Below are 15118 nucleotides of genomic sequence, written 5' to 3' on the forward strand. Positions count from 1 at the left end.
ATGAACCTGTCCCCTCTCAACCGCCGCCGCTTCGAACTGTTCAAGGCCAACAAGCGTGGCTGGTGGTCGCTGTGGCTGTTTCTGATCCTGTTCGGCCTGAGCCTGGGCGCCGAGCTGATCGCCAACGACAAGCCGCTGGTGGTGCACTACGACAACAGCTGGTACTTCCCGGCGGTCAAGCGCTACCCGGAAACCACCTTCGGCGGCGAATTCCCGCTGGAAGCCAACTACAAGAGCCCGTACATCCGCGAACTGCTCAAGGCCAAGGATGCGTGGGTGTTGTGGGCGCCGATCCCCTACAGCTATCAAAGCATCAATTACGACCTGAAAGTCCCGGCCCCTGCCCCGCCCTCGGCGGACAACTTGCTGGGCACTGACGATCAGGGCCGCGATGTGCTGGCACGGGTGATTTACGGTTTCCGCATTTCGGTGCTGTTTGCCCTGACGCTGACCGTGTTAAGTTCGATCATCGGCGTGATTGCCGGGGCCTTGCAGGGTTTCTACGGCGGCTGGGTCGATCTGGCCGGTCAGCGGTTTCTGGAGATCTGGTCGGGTTTGCCGGTGCTGTACCTGCTGATCATCCTCGCCAGTTTCGTCCAGCCGAATTTCTGGTGGCTGCTGGGGATCATGCTGCTGTTCTCGTGGATGAGCCTGGTCGACGTGGTGCGCGCCGAGTTCCTGCGTGGCCGCAACCTTGAATATGTGCGAGCTGCACGGGCGCTGGGCATGCAGAATGGCGCAATCATGTTCCGCCACATCCTGCCCAACGCCATGGTCTCGACCATGACCTTCATGCCGTTCATCCTCACCGGCGCCATCGGCACCCTCACCGCTTTGGACTTCCTCGGTTTCGGCTTGCCGGCCGGCAGTCCGTCGCTGGGTGAACTGGTCGCGCAGGGCAAATCCAACCTGCAAGCGCCGTGGCTGGGCATGAGCGCGTTCGCTGTGCTCGCGCTGATGTTGAGCTTGCTGGTGTTTATCGGCGAGTCCGCTCGCGATGCCTTCGACCCGAGGAAGTGAAATGAATCAGGACAATCTGATCGAAGTGCGCGACCTTGCCGTCGAATTCGGCTTTGGCGAGCGCATACACCGGGTGGTCGAGGGCGTCAGCTTCGATATCAAGCGCGGCGAGACCCTGGCCTTGGTCGGTGAATCCGGCTCGGGCAAATCGGTGACGGCGCACTCGATCCTGCGCCTGCTGCCCTACCCTTTGGCGCGGCATCCGGCCGGCAGCATCAACTACTCCGGGCAAAACCTGCTGGGCCTGAGCGAAAAGACCATCCGCCACATCCGTGGCAACCGTATCGCGATGATCTTTCAGGAGCCGATGACCTCGCTCAACCCGCTGCACTCGATCGAGAAGCAGATCAACGAGGTGTTGGGCATCCACAAGGGCCTGACCGGCAAAGTCGCGACCAAACGCACGCTGGAACTGCTGGAAATGGTCGGCATCCCTGAACCGCACAAGCGCCTCAAGGCCCTGCCCCATGAACTGTCCGGCGGCCAGCGCCAGCGCGTGATGATCGCCATGGCCCTGGCCAATGAGCCGGAACTGCTGATCGCCGACGAACCGACCACTGCGCTGGACGTGACCGTTCAGCTGAAAATCCTCGATTTACTCAAGGAACTTCAGGCTCGATTGGGCATGTCACTGCTACTGATCAGTCACGATTTGAACCTGGTACGAAGAATTGCGCATCGCGTATGTGTCATGCAGCGCGGTTGCATCGTCGAACAGGCATCGTGCGAAGAGCTGTTCCGTTCGCCGCAGCATCCGTACACTCGGGAATTGCTCGGCGCGGAGCCCAGCGGAGGCCCGGCGACCAATAAAATCGGGGCGCCGCTGCTTGAGGTCGAGGATCTGAAAGTCTGGTTCCCGATCAAGAAAGGCCTGCTCAAGCGCACGGTGGATCACGTCAAGGCAGTGGACGGCATCAATTTCAGCCTGCCTCAGGGTCAAACCCTGGGGATTGTGGGGGAAAGCGGTTCCGGCAAATCCACGCTGGGTCTGGCGATTTTGCGGCTGATCGGCAGCAAAGGCGCCATCCGCTTTGAAGGCAAGCAGCTAGACTGCCTGACGCAGAACGAGGTGCGCCCGTTGCGTCGGGAGATGCAGGTGGTGTTTCAGGACCCGTTTGGCAGCCTGAGCCCGCGGATGTGCGTGAGCGACATCGTTGGCGAAGGCCTGCGGATTCACAAGATGGGCACCGCCGCCGAGCAGGAAGCGGCGATTATTGCGGCATTGAAGGAGGTAGGTCTGGATCCGGAAACCCGGCACCGCTACCCCCACGAATTTTCCGGTGGGCAACGGCAACGAATTGCCATTGCCCGGGCTTTGGTGCTCAAACCGGCGCTGATCCTGCTGGACGAGCCGACTTCGGCGCTCGACCGGACGGTGCAGCGGCAAGTGGTGGAGCTGTTGCGTTCACTGCAAGCCAAGTACAACCTGACGTATTTGTTTATCAGCCATGACCTGGCTGTTGTTAAAGCGCTGAGCCACCAGTTGATGGTGGTCAAGCATGGCCAAGTGGTCGAACAGGGAGACGCGCAAAGTATCTTTGCCGCCCCCCAACATCCGTATACACAGCAGTTGCTGGAAGCCGCTTTTTTGGCACCAGCCACTGCGCAATAACCTGAAAGAGGAGCAACACATGGGTTTTCTCGCCGGTAAGCGCGTACTGATCGTCGGTGTCGCCAGCAAGCTGTCCATCGCATCCGGCATCGCTGCCGCCATGCATCGCGAGGGCGCTGAGCTTGCCTTCACTTATCAGAACGACAAACTCAAAGGTCGTGTCGAAGAGTTTGCACAAGGCTGGGGTTCGAGCCCTGAGCTGTGCTTCCCGTGCGACGTGGCCAGCGATGAAGAAATCGCCAAGGTCTTTGAAGAGTTGAGCAAGAAGTGGGACGGCCTGGACTGCATCGTCCACTCCGTCGGCTTCGCCCCGGGCGACCAGCTGGACGGCGACTTCACCGAAGCCACCACCCGTGACGGTTTCCGCATCGCTCACGACATCAGCGCCTACAGCTTCGTGGCCCTGGCCAAAGCTGGCCGCGAAATGATGAAAGGCCGCAACGGCAGCCTGCTGACCCTGTCGTACCTGGGCGCCGAGCGCACCATGCCGAACTACAACGTCATGGGCATGGCCAAGGCTTCGCTGGAAGCCGGCGTGCGTTACCTGGCCGGCTCCCTGGGCCCGGACGGCACCCGCGTCAACTGCGTATCGGCTGGCCCGATCCGTACTCTGGCAGCCTCGGGCATCAAGAACTTCCGCAAGATGCTGGCCGCCAACGAAGCGCAAACCCCACTGCGCCGCAACGTCACCATCGACGAAGTCGGCAACGCCGGCGCCTTCCTGTGCTCCGACCTGGCGTCGGGCATCAGCGGTGAAATCATGTACGTGGACGGCGGCTTCAACACCACCGCCATGGGCAACATCGAAGAATGATCTTCGGTTAGCCGATAAAAAACCCGCCGATTCAGGCGGGTTTTTTATTGATTCAAGAACAAAAGATCACAGCGCAAGAATAGCCAAAGCCACTTTAGTCGATCAGTTTCAAGCCTTGGAAAGATCCATTCTGTACCCTGCCCCCGGTGCTCCCTCATGCATCGCCGCTTGAATGTCTGCGTACAAGGCATTTGCTTCGGTGGTGGTGATTGATCGCGAACAATCACGCAATACCACATGTAAAAGCACATTTTCCTGACCCGGTAGCAGGCCAAGCCGTTCAATGGCTTGCGCGGGCAAACTCGAGTAGTGCCAACGACCCTTGACCTGCATCTCCTCAATCCAGTCAGAACAATCCCCTGCCGCCTGCAACATCCGCTCGGTCAGTACCTCTTCACTCAAACCCGGCGTTACCGCCAATGAAATATCCCGAGCAATCGAAGGCAGACGAGAGACCGCCGTCCATGGATTCAGATCATGCATTTGCGCTTGCACGCGCTCATTCTGGTCACGCAACAGACGAATGTCAGGGATGCCTTTGCGTAACATTGTGAGGCGATCCAATCCCATCCCAAGTGCCAGGCCTCCGTGCTGCTGCGGGTTAATCTTCAAGCGCTCCAGTAGAGATTTCGCTATGAGACCGCACTCCAGCACCTCGACCGGCGCTCCTTCGTTCAACACATTCACTTCGATTCCACCCTCGGTGTAGTGATGAGGGCTATCGCTGTAGACCCAGGATTTTTCAGGAACAGCGGCTTTGAGAATATCGCCAACCAAATGCAACAAATTTTCGTGCGATGCCAGTTCCGGGTCACCCAGCACCCAGATATCCATTTGATGGGGTTCCGCACAATGCCAGCAATCCCGGCTATCACGCCTGAAAGTGATTCCCGGCGCAGCCAACAAGATCGTCTGCCCAGGTTGTCGATCCTGAGCGGCCTGTTGAAGCGCCGCAGGAATCTGACTGGTGGTCTGAGTCCGCAACAATGAATGCTCATCGACCCATCGTGTGTGTTCACTACCCAGCGTGATCTCTTGGGAGTCGTAACCGAGCAATCCGTAATTTTCTTCAGCCGAGACAATCCTCGCCCCGCCTTGCAACTGCGCTTGAGGCCAGCCCTCTTCGGCCAGTCCTTGAAGGACCTCATTGAGTAAAAGCCGTACCGCGTGGTCGGGATTATTTTTTTCGGTCAAATCAGCCAACAGCAATGCCTGATGGACAGCTGTATCTGTCAGGTATTTCCTGGATGCGCGCACTGTGCAATCTCCTTTACGTTTTATATAAAGCCAAACACAAAAGACCATAAATAGACCTAACTACAGAAGACTCACTACCTACAACAACAAAAACAAGCCAAATACAATTTTCAGAACAGTACTACAGCCCCACCTCACACAAATAACCGAATCGCGCACTGCGCAAAACTACACAGACAAAACCATTCTTAAAATGATCAAAATAGCTATTTAACAAAACGGGCAACCTATGTGTTAATCCCCTCACTCCCAGACAACCTTGGGAGCACAAAACAAAAACCAAACAAGGACAACCAAATGAAAGTCGAAACAATCACTAAAGAAAACCTTAATCGAAATACTTCTGGACCTGAAAACTTCGGATGGGCACCGTTAGCCTGGGCTTACTCTGAAGATTAAAAAATTAACGCGCGGCAAAACTTTTGCCGCGCACTTCAGATTCAGGAGAAGCTAATGTCAACTTCAACCATGATATCGACACTTTTCAGGGATGAGGAGTTTTCAATTATCGCCGATTCAAATGCCTTCCTCAGCGAATGTGCGCTACAGGGATTTAGAACGGCCAACATTTCTGAGCTGACGCAACTACCCAACAACAGTATCGTTTTTTCTTTTAGCAACGACGCTGCAAAAGCGATGTTTGAGATTGCCAAAAACACCCAATCCAAAAAGAGCATTTTTTGCGCTACGCAAGTGTTCGAGCCAACCGTGGCTGCGGCACTTTACAGCCTGAGACTTTTGCTAAGCAGCGATTTCGAGCACTCCCTCAGCACGCAACGATCTGTACTGAATATGCTGAACTCTAATCAAGTATTTTCAATATCTGGTTACGAAACCGACGCATCGGTTTCAATTCACCCCCACGCAAAACCTTACGCACTACTTTCTGAAGACGTTTCTGGAAACTTTGTCCAGTCAGTTGCTGAGTTTTTCGAAGTGCATTATGCACACATGAATCCACAGACGCCTTGCCCGTTCACCGTTACAGGCACATTCAGAATTGCAGGGATTTTGACGCTACTCAGAAAACCAAATCCGACATTACCCGCCGAGCTTAAATCCTCCCTTAAATGGCTTAGCGATCGAATACCAGAAGCAGGCGCATATCTATCAATAAAAAATAACACTGCAATCTCATTTAAAATAAACAATGAGGAACATATAAAGCTTCTTGATCTTGCGGCAGGCACCCGAGGACTTAAACTGACTGAGTTTGCTATCGGCGTGAACGAGGCTATCGCGTCGAGCATTGACTACAAAATCAACTCTCAAATGAATGAAGGCATCAGCGGTGTGCATTTAGCTATTGGTGACGGCTCCTCTGGCTTTCACATAGACTTTCTTACTCCCTCCGTCAGCGTGAGCCCAAACACTGGCTCAAAAGCGGAATAGAGCTAAGCGTTTCCGTGTCGTGACAATTTCCGAGTAATTACTCAACGCATACATATGTACCGCCAGCCGCTTTCCTTGCCGCTCGACAATCCACTCCAGCAAGTCTTTTTGCTGCTTACTGGAGAACACCCATGCCCCCTCAGCCAGCCCTTGCACCTGACGAAAAGCACGAACCTGCCATGGTTCAGATCGTGATCGAAGAGCTCTCGGCCCTCCCGACCGCAACCCCGGAGGTCGCACTCGCGCGAACCCTCGATATCCCTCGCAACAGCCTGCTGCGTGAATGGATGGAGCTCTACTGGGTCAGCCTTGATCGCTCGAGCTTTCTCGATTGGGCCAGCACGTTCGACATCGACCTGGACACCCTCAGCCTCAAAGGCGACACGCTGCACGCCTCGACCCTCAAGGACGGCGTCCTCACCACGCGCACGTTCACCCAGCAAGATGACTCCCTGTGGTGGAAAGTCGCGTTTCCGCCCTTGTCCATCGCCCGCAAAATCGACCCCGCAGGACTGGGTCTACCCTCCGTCGGCGGCAAATCCGCCAACCCGCTTTGCCTGATTCCCCGGGCGCTCGTGCTGGCGTTTTACGGTTATCCCGAGCCGGAAAACCGTATGCAGGCTCAGGTGATCATCGATGAGTTAAAAGCCAGCGGATTCGCGCCGATCGCAAGCGACGCGCACACGACGTCGGCAGTGGTTGCCGAGCGCAACGCGCAGACGGCCGACTACCAGGTTCTGGCTACCGCGCTCGAACAGTCGATCGATACCCTCAGACAGACCCAGCCCTTGCAGTTGGACCTTGCACGCGTACGTCTGCGTCACGGATCCTGGCTGACCACCCTCATGCACCGTGGGACGACGGCCATGACGGCAGTGGTTCACAATGAGGCGTTCCTGACCTTGGCCGAAGATGCCACGCCCTTCGTGACCTGCCGTTACTCATTGAAGGACCGGATGTTTTCGTTCACTCGCAACGATGGTTCGATCATTGAACATCCACAAAGTCTGTTCGATGACGGTCTGCCAGACGACTCGTTGGCTGAGCTGATGAACGCAGCAGAAAAACTCGGCTGCGTCATCGCCAGCGATGAGTTTTTCAACCTCGATCAGCTTCTTGAGTGTTACGGGTTTGAGATACCCGCCACCCTCGACGCCGCCCGCGACTTGATCACTCGGCTGCGACAGCACAAATGGCCACCCCTGCCCTACGTCAGTGAACACATCCAGACGCGCACGCCCATCAAACGTTACAAGCGTGCTTTTGCGAATGTTGAGGACTTTCGTAATATCCATTTGCTCCTTGAAGTACTGGCCTGGAACAAGGAGGCAGGTGCCGAAATCGACCTCGACCATCTCAGTGCGCCAGACCCGGAATCCGCATTGGGCGAAAAGATAGTGACGGGCAAAGAACGATTGCTGAGTTTCAGAGATAGCAGCGAATTTCAGCGGCTCTTGAAGGCTAACCAACTGCCCGCCGACAGCCCGCTGCTTCTGACCCGTTCGGGTCATGTCGGCACACCAGGAAAGAAAAAGAACTGGGAGGACCTGACGACGCAGGTAGAACAAAACAGCACGCTCAAAACCAAACGCGATGAACTTCGGCTGCTGGCCGACAAGGCCGGCGGCGCCTTGCGTACCAGCGGACTGGTGACACTCAAGCAAATGATGGGTTTCTACGAAATCCCGCTGCCTGCAAACGCTCGCGTCGCCGGGATCATCGCGCAGTGGATGAAACCCTACCAGTTGCTCCCCCCAGGCTTTACGAATCACTGGTACATGCTCGGCTCCCCCGGTAGCGGCTCGCCGGGCCTCACCGCCGAGCGACGCAAGTTGATCATCGACGCCAGCGCAGCATTCCTGGCGCACACTTGCGTTGCATTGATCGATTATCTGAGCGAAGGCGTGGTACCTGATCTGAGCGCCACAGTGCTGCAAGCCAAAGCCGATTCGCTGCTCAGCCAGATACTGATTTCGCCACGTGCGCATCAATTGGGCAATCGTTTGCTGGAAAAGCTTCATCCTGAAAAATGGAAGAGAAAGGAAGACATAGCCACCAATCGTGAGTATCTGTTACTGACTGCCTTGATCCTCAGTCTCGATCCTCTGGCAGGCCAGCAGCCAGGCAAGGTGATCGATCAGCCGCTCAATGACAGCTTTTTTTGGGGTGAGTCGTACAAAGATGTCCGACGCTTTATCGATGGGCAATTCGCGCTGCATCGCATCAAGCAGAAAACCCTGGCGACACATTTACTGCTCTCAGGTATCGCTCCGGAATTTCTGGTCCGCGGCATCCCCGCCTCACTCGCCTACATGACCGCGCACTCATGGGTGAAGCTCAAACAAGTGGTGCTCTTCATCGAAAACCACGCCCCCGGCATGACCCGTTTGATGACTTACAACGAAATCATGACACTGTCCGCCCTGCCCATGATTCCCCATCTGCAGGAGTTCCGCTCGAAGAAAGCACCCGGCTCCCTGGTAGCCGATTGGGCCATTGCCAGAGGCGTAATTCAACGCGACTCGGCCCAGACGGATGCGCTCTATGATGCCGCCACACTCAAGGCAGCCGACAATGCGTTTGTCCTGCATGGACAGAGGATGTTCACCCATACCGAGCTGGCCTTTCGCGCGCCCTTCGCAACACCGTACACCGTTGCCCTGCAAGATCTGCGCAAGGTGTTTCCTGACGCGTTGCACCTGGAAGAACGGTGCCTGATATTGCTGCCCAAATGCAGGAAAGAGTCAGCCACACCGACAGCGCCTGACGCGGCGCCGACCGAAAAGTATTCGCTGGTCGAGTTGCACATGGCGCAGAAGCTGACCACCGAATGGAGCAATTGGAGCTCGACACTCCCGCAAGTACAGCTATCGCTGCTGGCACCGTCGTTTGACCAGCTCACGTCGGTTGCCAGCGGGTTTCTGGTGCAGCTCAAAAGCCGACTGGAACGAATGAAGGACGCCTACGTGGCCCTGATCAAGGAATCGTTCTGTGAATTACCGCTTCAGCAACGACTCGATCTGGAGACCGGCCCGCTGGAATTCTTCGCCCTGCATCCGGTAACAGCACACCCCCCGGGCCAGTCTGCCGCAGATAAGCAGAATCCGGCGGCTGGATTGTTTGCCATGATCGTCTCCTGCCAAAGTGAGCTGCCACGAATTTACGAGATATTCATTCGAGAGCGAGCCGTTCATCTACGTCAGGACATCAACTATTCCACGCTGGTTTCGGCATCCGCGAAAACGACCAGCACAAGCCTGCCATTCGACGCAGAGACGTACCTGCAAGGCGCAACGGCAAGAAGCCCAGGCACCTGTCGTGGCCAGATCAAGAGAATCGAAATCGAGCAAGAACAGTTGGCAGTTGGCGCCTATCAACAGATTCCCGCAACATTCACGTCATCAAGAATCCAGACGATTGCCAGCACAGCAGTAGAACGCCTGTTCGCCGTTCAACAGGCGTCGGCGATGGAACGGGCCAACCGTGCGATCGAGCTCCAAGAAGCTGAAGGTATTCATCAGGCCTGGATGGCGTTTTTTCAATCCATCCAGGCATCGACCATTTGACTTTGAACCGCAAAGCCCCGATCAGATGCGCTTCAAGGCCTGTTTATGGGCATACATCGCCCCATCTGCATCTGCCAGCAGTCGATCCACCGTGTCATGCCGCTGCGGGTCATATTCGATCTGGCCGACGCTGAAACGAATGGCATAACCACGGTGCAACGTAGCGTTGCGTTCTTCGAGGATTTCCTTGAGCCGGGCCATGATCGCCGTGGTTTCGATATGGCTGGAACCGGTCAGCAGCGCCACAAACTCATCACCGCCCAAACGCCCGACTACATCACTTTCGCGAAAGGCAATGCGCAGCACATCAGCGAAGGTCTTCAATGCACCATCGCCCTCGGCATGGCCATAGAGATCGTTGATCTGCTTGAAGTCATTGAGGTCGAAAAACAGCAAAGTGGCCGGCCGGTTCAGCCGCGCGCAGGCGTCCAGTGCATGCTGGGCCAATTGCTTGAAACCGCGACGATTGGAGAGCAGCGTCAGCTCGTCCATGCTCGCCATTTGCACGGCCGTCAGCTCTTGCTCGGCCATCTCTGCCAGATCACGCAACAGCGCGCGTTCTTCATCGTCGAGTTCGCGGGGTTTGGTGTCGATCAGGCACAACGTGCCCATTTTATTGCCCGTAGGCACGGTCAGTGGATAGCCGGCATAGAAGCGAATGTGCGGCTCACCGGTGACCAGCGGATTGTCGTGGAAGCGCTCGTCCTGGCAGGCATCAGGCACCAGTAACAAGTCATTCTTGAGAATGGCGTGGCCGCAGAAAGACACGTCCCGCGAGGTTTCAGTGACATTCAGCCCGACACAGGACTTGAACCACTGACGATCCTTGTCCACCAGCGTCACCAAGGCGATGGGCACATTGAACAGACGCTTGGCCAGTCGCGTGAGTCGGTCGAAACGCTCTTCGGGAGCCGAATCGAGAAGGTCGAGGCCGTGCAGCACTTGAATTCGCGCGGCTTCATTGGCGGGTTTTCCGGGAACCAGCATCACACACTCCATCGAGGTCAGTGGCCCTTAGAGTAGCCTGATTCGCCGCCCGATCACACCGTCAACTCCCGGCCACCGGACATGGCCCGCCAGCATCGGCCCAGAGCTTGAACTGGTTCACGAATATATCGTGCGGTACCGGAACCGGCGCTCGCCCTGTTCCGGGATTCCAGCCCCAGAGCACCAGTTTGTCCTCGCTGACGTGTTTGATCAGCGCGGCAAAATCGCGGTCACCGTTGCTGGAACGGTCCTTGATCATTGCGCACAACTTGTCCAGCGGCAGGCCGATCCAGGCCATTTTGTGCGCGGCCGGTGGCAGGCTCCAGTGCGGCGCGCCCGGGGGTGCGTGGAGGCCGTAACTGGCCGGCGGATTGCTTTCGGCATGACAGGTGGCGCAGGGCAAGCCGGCGGCGCCTTTGCCGTCCATGCCGCGCACCACGTTCATCGCGTGTGGCGTGCCGGCATCGAACTGCAGCGGTGAGTCCCCGGGAATGTGGCAGTTCTGGCAACGCGGGCTCTGGAACACTTTCTGAATCGTGCCGAACGCCTTCAAGGCTTCCTGATCGTCGGCGAACAAGTCTGAGGCGTAGCCGCCCAACCCAAGCAAAACCACCGTTCCCAACAGCAGATGTCGTTTCATCTCACACCCCCGACAGTTGCAGCGGCAGCTCGCGCAGGCGTTGCCCGGTCAAGGCAAACAGCGCGTTGGCCACCGCCGGAGCGGTCGGCGGCACACCGGCTTCGCCGATACCGCCGGGTTTCTCGCTGCTGGGCACGATATGCACCTCGACCACCGGCATCTCGTTGAGCCGCAGCACCTGATAATCGTGATAGTTGGACTGCACCACCCCGCCGTTCTTCAGCGTGAGCTTGTTGTGCAGCGCCATGCCCAGACCAAAGGTGATGCACGACTCCATCTGCGCGGCGATGCTCTGCGGGTTGACCGCGATCCCACAATCCACCGCACACACCACCCGATGCACACGAATGGCCAGATTGTCCTGCGAGACCTCGGCCACCTGCGCCACATAACTGCCGAACGACTCGTGCACCGCCACGCCCAAGGCATGGCCGTCGGGCAACGGCGCTTTCCAGTTGGCCTTCTCCACCGCCAGATTAAGCACGCCGAGATGCCGCGGATGCGCCTTGAGCAGCGTGCGTCGATATTCCAGCGGGTCCTTGCCCGCCGCGGTGGCCAGTTCATCGATCAGCGATTCCATGACAAACGCGGTATGGGTATGCCCCACCGAACGCATCCACAACACATTGATGCCGGTCTGCGGCGAGTGCAGTTCGACCTGATGATGGGCCAGGTCTTTGACGTAAGGGCTGTCGGCGACGCCCTCGACCGAGGTCGGATCGATGCCATTTTTGACCATGGTCGCTTCCATCAACGTGCCGGTCATGATCGACTGGCCGACCAGCACATGCTGCCAAGCCAGCGGCAGCCCATCGGCGCCAAGGCCGACACGCGCCTGATGCAAAAACATCGAACGGTAGTAACCGCCGCGAATGTCGTCCTCCCGCGACCACACGGTTTTCACCGGCATGCCTGCCGCTTTCGCCACCTCCACCGCTTCGGCAACAAAGTCCGAGGTCGGATTGGCCCGCCGGCCAAAACCGCCGCCGAGGAATTCTGTGTGGATTTCCACTTGCTCGGGTTTCAGCCCGGTGATTTTCCCGGCGACCATCTGATCCAGCGTCTGAAACTGCGTACCCGTCCAGATCTCACACTTCTCGGCGCTGATTTTTACCGTGCAATTCAAGGGCTCCATCGGCGCATGGGCGAGATAAGGCACGCTGTATTCGACGTCGACTTTCTTCGCCGCTTTGCTGAAATTACCCTTGGCATCCCCGGCCTGACTGGCCGAAGTGCCCGGTGTCGCGGCCAGTTTGCGAAAGCTCTCGAGCAGTTTTTCACTGCTCAGATCCGCGTGCGGCCCCAGATCCCAATCAACCTTCAGCGCATCGCGACCCAGTTTCGCCGCCCAGTAATGGTCAGCAACCACTGCCACACCGGTCGGCACTTGCAGCACTTTATGCACGCCCGGCACCGCCAGCGCCTCGGCGCCTTCGAAGGATTTGACCGTGGCCCCAAACGCTGGCGCGCGGGCGACCATGGCGGTCATCAAGCCTTCAAATTGCACGTCCATGCCGAACTTGGCGCGACCGGTGATTTTCTCCGGGGTGTCGAGGCGTTTGGTAGGTTTGCCAATGACTTTCCAATCCTTGGCCTCTTTGAACGTGATGGATTTCGGGTCCGGCACTGGCAGTTGCCCGGCGGCGTCGGCCAATTCGCCATAAGTCGTGCGTTTATCGCCGGCGATCACCACACCCGACTCGGTGCGAATCGTCGAAGGCGCCACATCAAAACGTTTGGCCGCCGCTTCAACCAGCATTTGCCGCGCCGTAGCGCCAGCCAGTCGATAGCGGTCGAACTCCATCCAGGTTGACGTCGAGCCGCCCGTAATCTGCATGCCGCCAAAACCGGGCATGCCGTAATCCGCTGCCGAGGCCGGCGAGTGTTCAACGCGGATTTTCGACCAATCGGCATCCAGCTCTTCGGCGATCAGCATGGTCAGGCCAGTCCAGATGCCCTGCCCCATTTCCGAATGGCCAAGCAGCACGGTGACGCTGTTATCAGCGGCGATACGCAGGAAAGCGTTCGGCGCGAAGACCTTGCCTTCATTCTCTGCTGCCAAAGCAAAACGATGGGCACCAGGCACGACAAACGCCACCACCAGACCGCCGCCCAACATGGCGCTGCCCTTGAGAAAACCCCGACGCGATACGGGACTGTTCATGGTCTATCTCCCCGTCAGGTTCAACCGATCTCGGACGCACGTTTGACCGCGGCACGAATTCTTGGGTAGGTGCCGCAGCGGCAGATATTGCCGGAGAGCGCCTGATCGATATCGCTGTCGGTGGGTTTGGGAATCTTCGCCAATAAAGCAGCGGCGGACATGATCTGCCCGGACTGGCAGTAACCGCACTGCACCACATCAAGTTCGGCCCAGGCTTGCTGCACCGGGTGCGAACCGTCCGTGGACAAGCCTTCGATGGTGAGAATTTTCTGCCCATGGGCGACGGCGGTGGCCGGGGTGATACAGGCGCGCAACGGCGCACCATCGACATGCACGGTACAGGCGCCGCACTGGGCCATGCCGCAGCCGAATTTGGTACCGGTCAGGTGCGCGACATCGCGCAGGACCCAGAGCAACGGCATGTCCGCGGGGACATCGAGCTCCTGATCCTTGCCATTGATATTCAGGGTCAGCATCGGGAAATTTCCTCAGACTCACGGTGTTCTGAAGGGGCGTTGCTGCGGCAATGAATGCCTGCGCGTGCCTCGGCTTATCCCTTTCAGCTAAGCGTAATTTGCGTTTTAGGCCAGATGCGGCGACCACCGGTCATGCATTGGCGCTCTTAAAGTCGAGTTTGATCCTACAGTTGATAGCGGCTCGCAATGAGCTGACGCACAACAGTCGTCGTGAGCGAAACCGGTCCGCGAACCGTCGCGGGTTGCCCTCCACATTGGTCAGGAGTAGCGAATATGGGATTTGTCACCACCAAAGATGGCGTCGAGATTTTCTATAAAGACTGGGGGCCAAAAGACGCCCCGGTGATCCACTTCCACCACGGCTGGCCACTGAGTTCGGATGACTGGGACGCGCAGATGCTGTTCTTTCTGGGGCAAGGCTTTCGGGTGATTGCCCATGATCGCCGGGGCCATGGGCGCTCCAGTCAGGTCTGGGATGGCCACGATATGGATCACTACGCCGATGATGCCCTGGCCGTGGTCAACCACCTGGGCGTGAAAAACGTCGTGCATGTCGGCCACTCCACTGGCGGCGGCGAAGTCATCCATTACATCGCCCGCCATGGTCAGGACAACGTCGCCAAAGGGGTGCTCATCAGCGCCGTGCCGCCATTGATGGTGCAGACCGAGAGCAATCCGGGTGGTTTGCCGAAATCAGTGTTCGATGATTTGCAGGCGCAACTGGCGGCGAATCGGGCGCAGTTTTATCGCGATATTCCGAGTGGGCCTTTTTATGGCTACAACCGGCCGGGGGCCACGCCGTCGGAAGGCATCATCGCCAACTGGTGGCGTCAGGGCATGATCGGCGGCGCCAAGGCGCATTACGACGGCATCGTGGCGTTCTCGCAGACGGATTTCACCGAAGACCTGAAGAAAGTGACCGTCCCGGTGCTGGTGATGCATGGCGAGGATGATCAGATTGTGCCTTACGCGGACTCGGGGCCTTTGTCGGCGAAACTGCTGCCAAATGGCACGTTGAAGTCGTATCCGGGGTTTCCGCACGGGATGCCGACGACTGAGGCGGAGACGATTAACGCGGATCTTTTAGCCTTTATTCGCGGCTGAGTTGAACAGCAGCCATCCACTTCCCCTGTGGGAGCGAGCCTGCTCGCGAAAGCAATCTGTCAGTTGCACTCGAGCTGAATGACCCC

The 15118-nt window shown here is 57.5% G+C and carries 11 protein-coding genes; 6 read left to right on the forward strand and 5 right to left on the reverse strand.

Annotated elements, in window-relative coordinates:
- The 3 genes from IAI51_RS11870 to fabI are packed head-to-tail and all read left to right on the forward strand — an operon-like array spanning window position 1 to window position 3446.
- Window positions 1-1020 carry an ABC transporter permease gene (locus IAI51_RS11870; protein WP_187678659.1) on the forward strand — a complete coding sequence of 340 codons (1020 nt, stop codon included), beginning with the start codon at window positions 1-3 and terminating at the stop codon, window positions 1018-1020.
- Window position 1021: 1 nt separating this feature from the next.
- On the forward strand, window positions 1022-2632 hold the full coding sequence (locus tag IAI51_RS11875; protein WP_187678660.1) for an ABC transporter ATP-binding protein: 1611 nt from the start codon (window positions 1022-1024) through the stop codon (window positions 2630-2632).
- Between the two features lie 19 nt (window positions 2633-2651).
- Window positions 2652-3446, forward strand: a complete 795-nt coding sequence (fabI, locus tag IAI51_RS11880) for an enoyl-ACP reductase FabI (RefSeq protein WP_095059904.1) — start codon at window positions 2652-2654, stop codon at window positions 3444-3446.
- Between the two features lie 108 nt (window positions 3447-3554).
- On the opposite strand, the gene IAI51_RS11885 is transcribed toward fabI, so the two are convergent.
- A complete protein-coding gene (locus tag IAI51_RS11885; RefSeq protein WP_187678661.1) occupies window positions 3555-4703 on the reverse strand; it encodes a hypothetical protein in 1149 nt (382 codons plus the stop codon).
- Window positions 4704-5156: 453 nt separating this feature from the next.
- On the opposite strand from IAI51_RS11885, the gene IAI51_RS11890 reads away from it, so the two are divergent.
- Together IAI51_RS11890 and IAI51_RS11895 are read left to right on the forward strand one after the other, a co-directional pair.
- Entirely contained in the window at window positions 5157-6095 is a 939-nt protein-coding gene (locus IAI51_RS11890; RefSeq protein ID WP_187678662.1) for a hypothetical protein, read from the forward strand.
- A 179-nt stretch (window positions 6096-6274) separates the two neighbouring features.
- Window positions 6275-9661 (forward strand): hypothetical protein, encoded by a 3387-nt coding sequence (locus IAI51_RS11895; RefSeq protein ID WP_187678663.1) that lies wholly within the window; start codon window positions 6275-6277, stop codon window positions 9659-9661.
- 21 nt (window positions 9662-9682) lie between these two features.
- Here IAI51_RS11895 and IAI51_RS11900 read toward each other — a convergent pair whose 3' ends face one another.
- The 4 genes from IAI51_RS11900 to IAI51_RS11915 form a co-directional block, all read right to left on the reverse strand.
- Window positions 9683-10648, reverse strand: a complete 966-nt coding sequence (locus IAI51_RS11900; RefSeq protein WP_187678664.1) for a sensor domain-containing diguanylate cyclase — start codon at window positions 10646-10648, stop codon at window positions 9683-9685.
- A 61-nt stretch (window positions 10649-10709) separates the two neighbouring features.
- The gene (locus IAI51_RS11905; protein ID WP_187678665.1) at window positions 10710-11288 is read right to left on the reverse strand and encodes a hypothetical protein; all 579 of its coding nucleotides are present in this window, start codon (window positions 11286-11288) and stop codon (window positions 10710-10712) included.
- A gap of 1 nt (window position 11289) precedes the next feature.
- Window positions 11290-13452 (reverse strand): xanthine dehydrogenase family protein molybdopterin-binding subunit, encoded by a 2163-nt coding sequence (locus tag IAI51_RS11910; RefSeq protein ID WP_187678666.1) that lies wholly within the window; start codon window positions 13450-13452, stop codon window positions 11290-11292.
- Between the two features lie 20 nt (window positions 13453-13472).
- A complete protein-coding gene (locus tag IAI51_RS11915; RefSeq protein ID WP_003224136.1) occupies window positions 13473-13928 on the reverse strand; it encodes a (2Fe-2S)-binding protein in 456 nt (151 codons plus the stop codon).
- Window positions 13929-14201: 273 nt separating this feature from the next.
- On the opposite strand from IAI51_RS11915, the gene IAI51_RS11920 reads away from it, so the two are divergent.
- Window positions 14202-15032 carry an alpha/beta fold hydrolase gene (locus IAI51_RS11920; RefSeq protein ID WP_187678667.1) on the forward strand — a complete coding sequence of 277 codons (831 nt, stop codon included), beginning with the start codon at window positions 14202-14204 and terminating at the stop codon, window positions 15030-15032.
- Window positions 15033-15118 lie beyond the last annotated feature (86 nt).

Source organism: Pseudomonas sp. N40(2020) (assembly GCF_014472415.1).
GTDB lineage: Bacteria > Pseudomonadota > Gammaproteobacteria > Pseudomonadales > Pseudomonadaceae > Aquipseudomonas.

Excerpts from the sequence above, each read along its gene's own strand:
- IAI51_RS11890 (WP_187678662.1), top strand. The coding sequence starts at position 5,157 with ATGTCAACTTCAACCATGATATCGACACTTTTCAGGGATGAGGAGTTT.
- IAI51_RS11875 (WP_187678660.1), top strand. The coding sequence starts at position 1,022 with ATGAATCAGGACAATCTGATCGAAGTGCGCGACCTTGCCGTCGAATTC.
- IAI51_RS11900 (WP_187678664.1), bottom strand. The coding sequence starts at position 10,648 with ATGCTGGTTCCCGGAAAACCCGCCAATGAAGCCGCGCGAATTCAAGTG.
- IAI51_RS11905 (WP_187678665.1), bottom strand. The coding sequence starts at position 11,288 with ATGAAACGACATCTGCTGTTGGGAACGGTGGTTTTGCTTGGGTTGGGC.
- IAI51_RS11895 (WP_187678663.1), top strand. The coding sequence starts at position 6,275 with ATGGTTCAGATCGTGATCGAAGAGCTCTCGGCCCTCCCGACCGCAACC.
- IAI51_RS11910 (WP_187678666.1), bottom strand. The coding sequence starts at position 13,452 with ATGAACAGTCCCGTATCGCGTCGGGGTTTTCTCAAGGGCAGCGCCATG.
- IAI51_RS11870 (WP_187678659.1), top strand. The coding sequence starts at position 1 with ATGAACCTGTCCCCTCTCAACCGCCGCCGCTTCGAACTGTTCAAGGCC.
- fabI (WP_095059904.1), top strand. The coding sequence starts at position 2,652 with ATGGGTTTTCTCGCCGGTAAGCGCGTACTGATCGTCGGTGTCGCCAGC.
- IAI51_RS11920 (WP_187678667.1), top strand. The coding sequence starts at position 14,202 with ATGGGATTTGTCACCACCAAAGATGGCGTCGAGATTTTCTATAAAGAC.
- IAI51_RS11915 (WP_003224136.1), bottom strand. The coding sequence starts at position 13,928 with ATGCTGACCCTGAATATCAATGGCAAGGATCAGGAGCTCGATGTCCCC.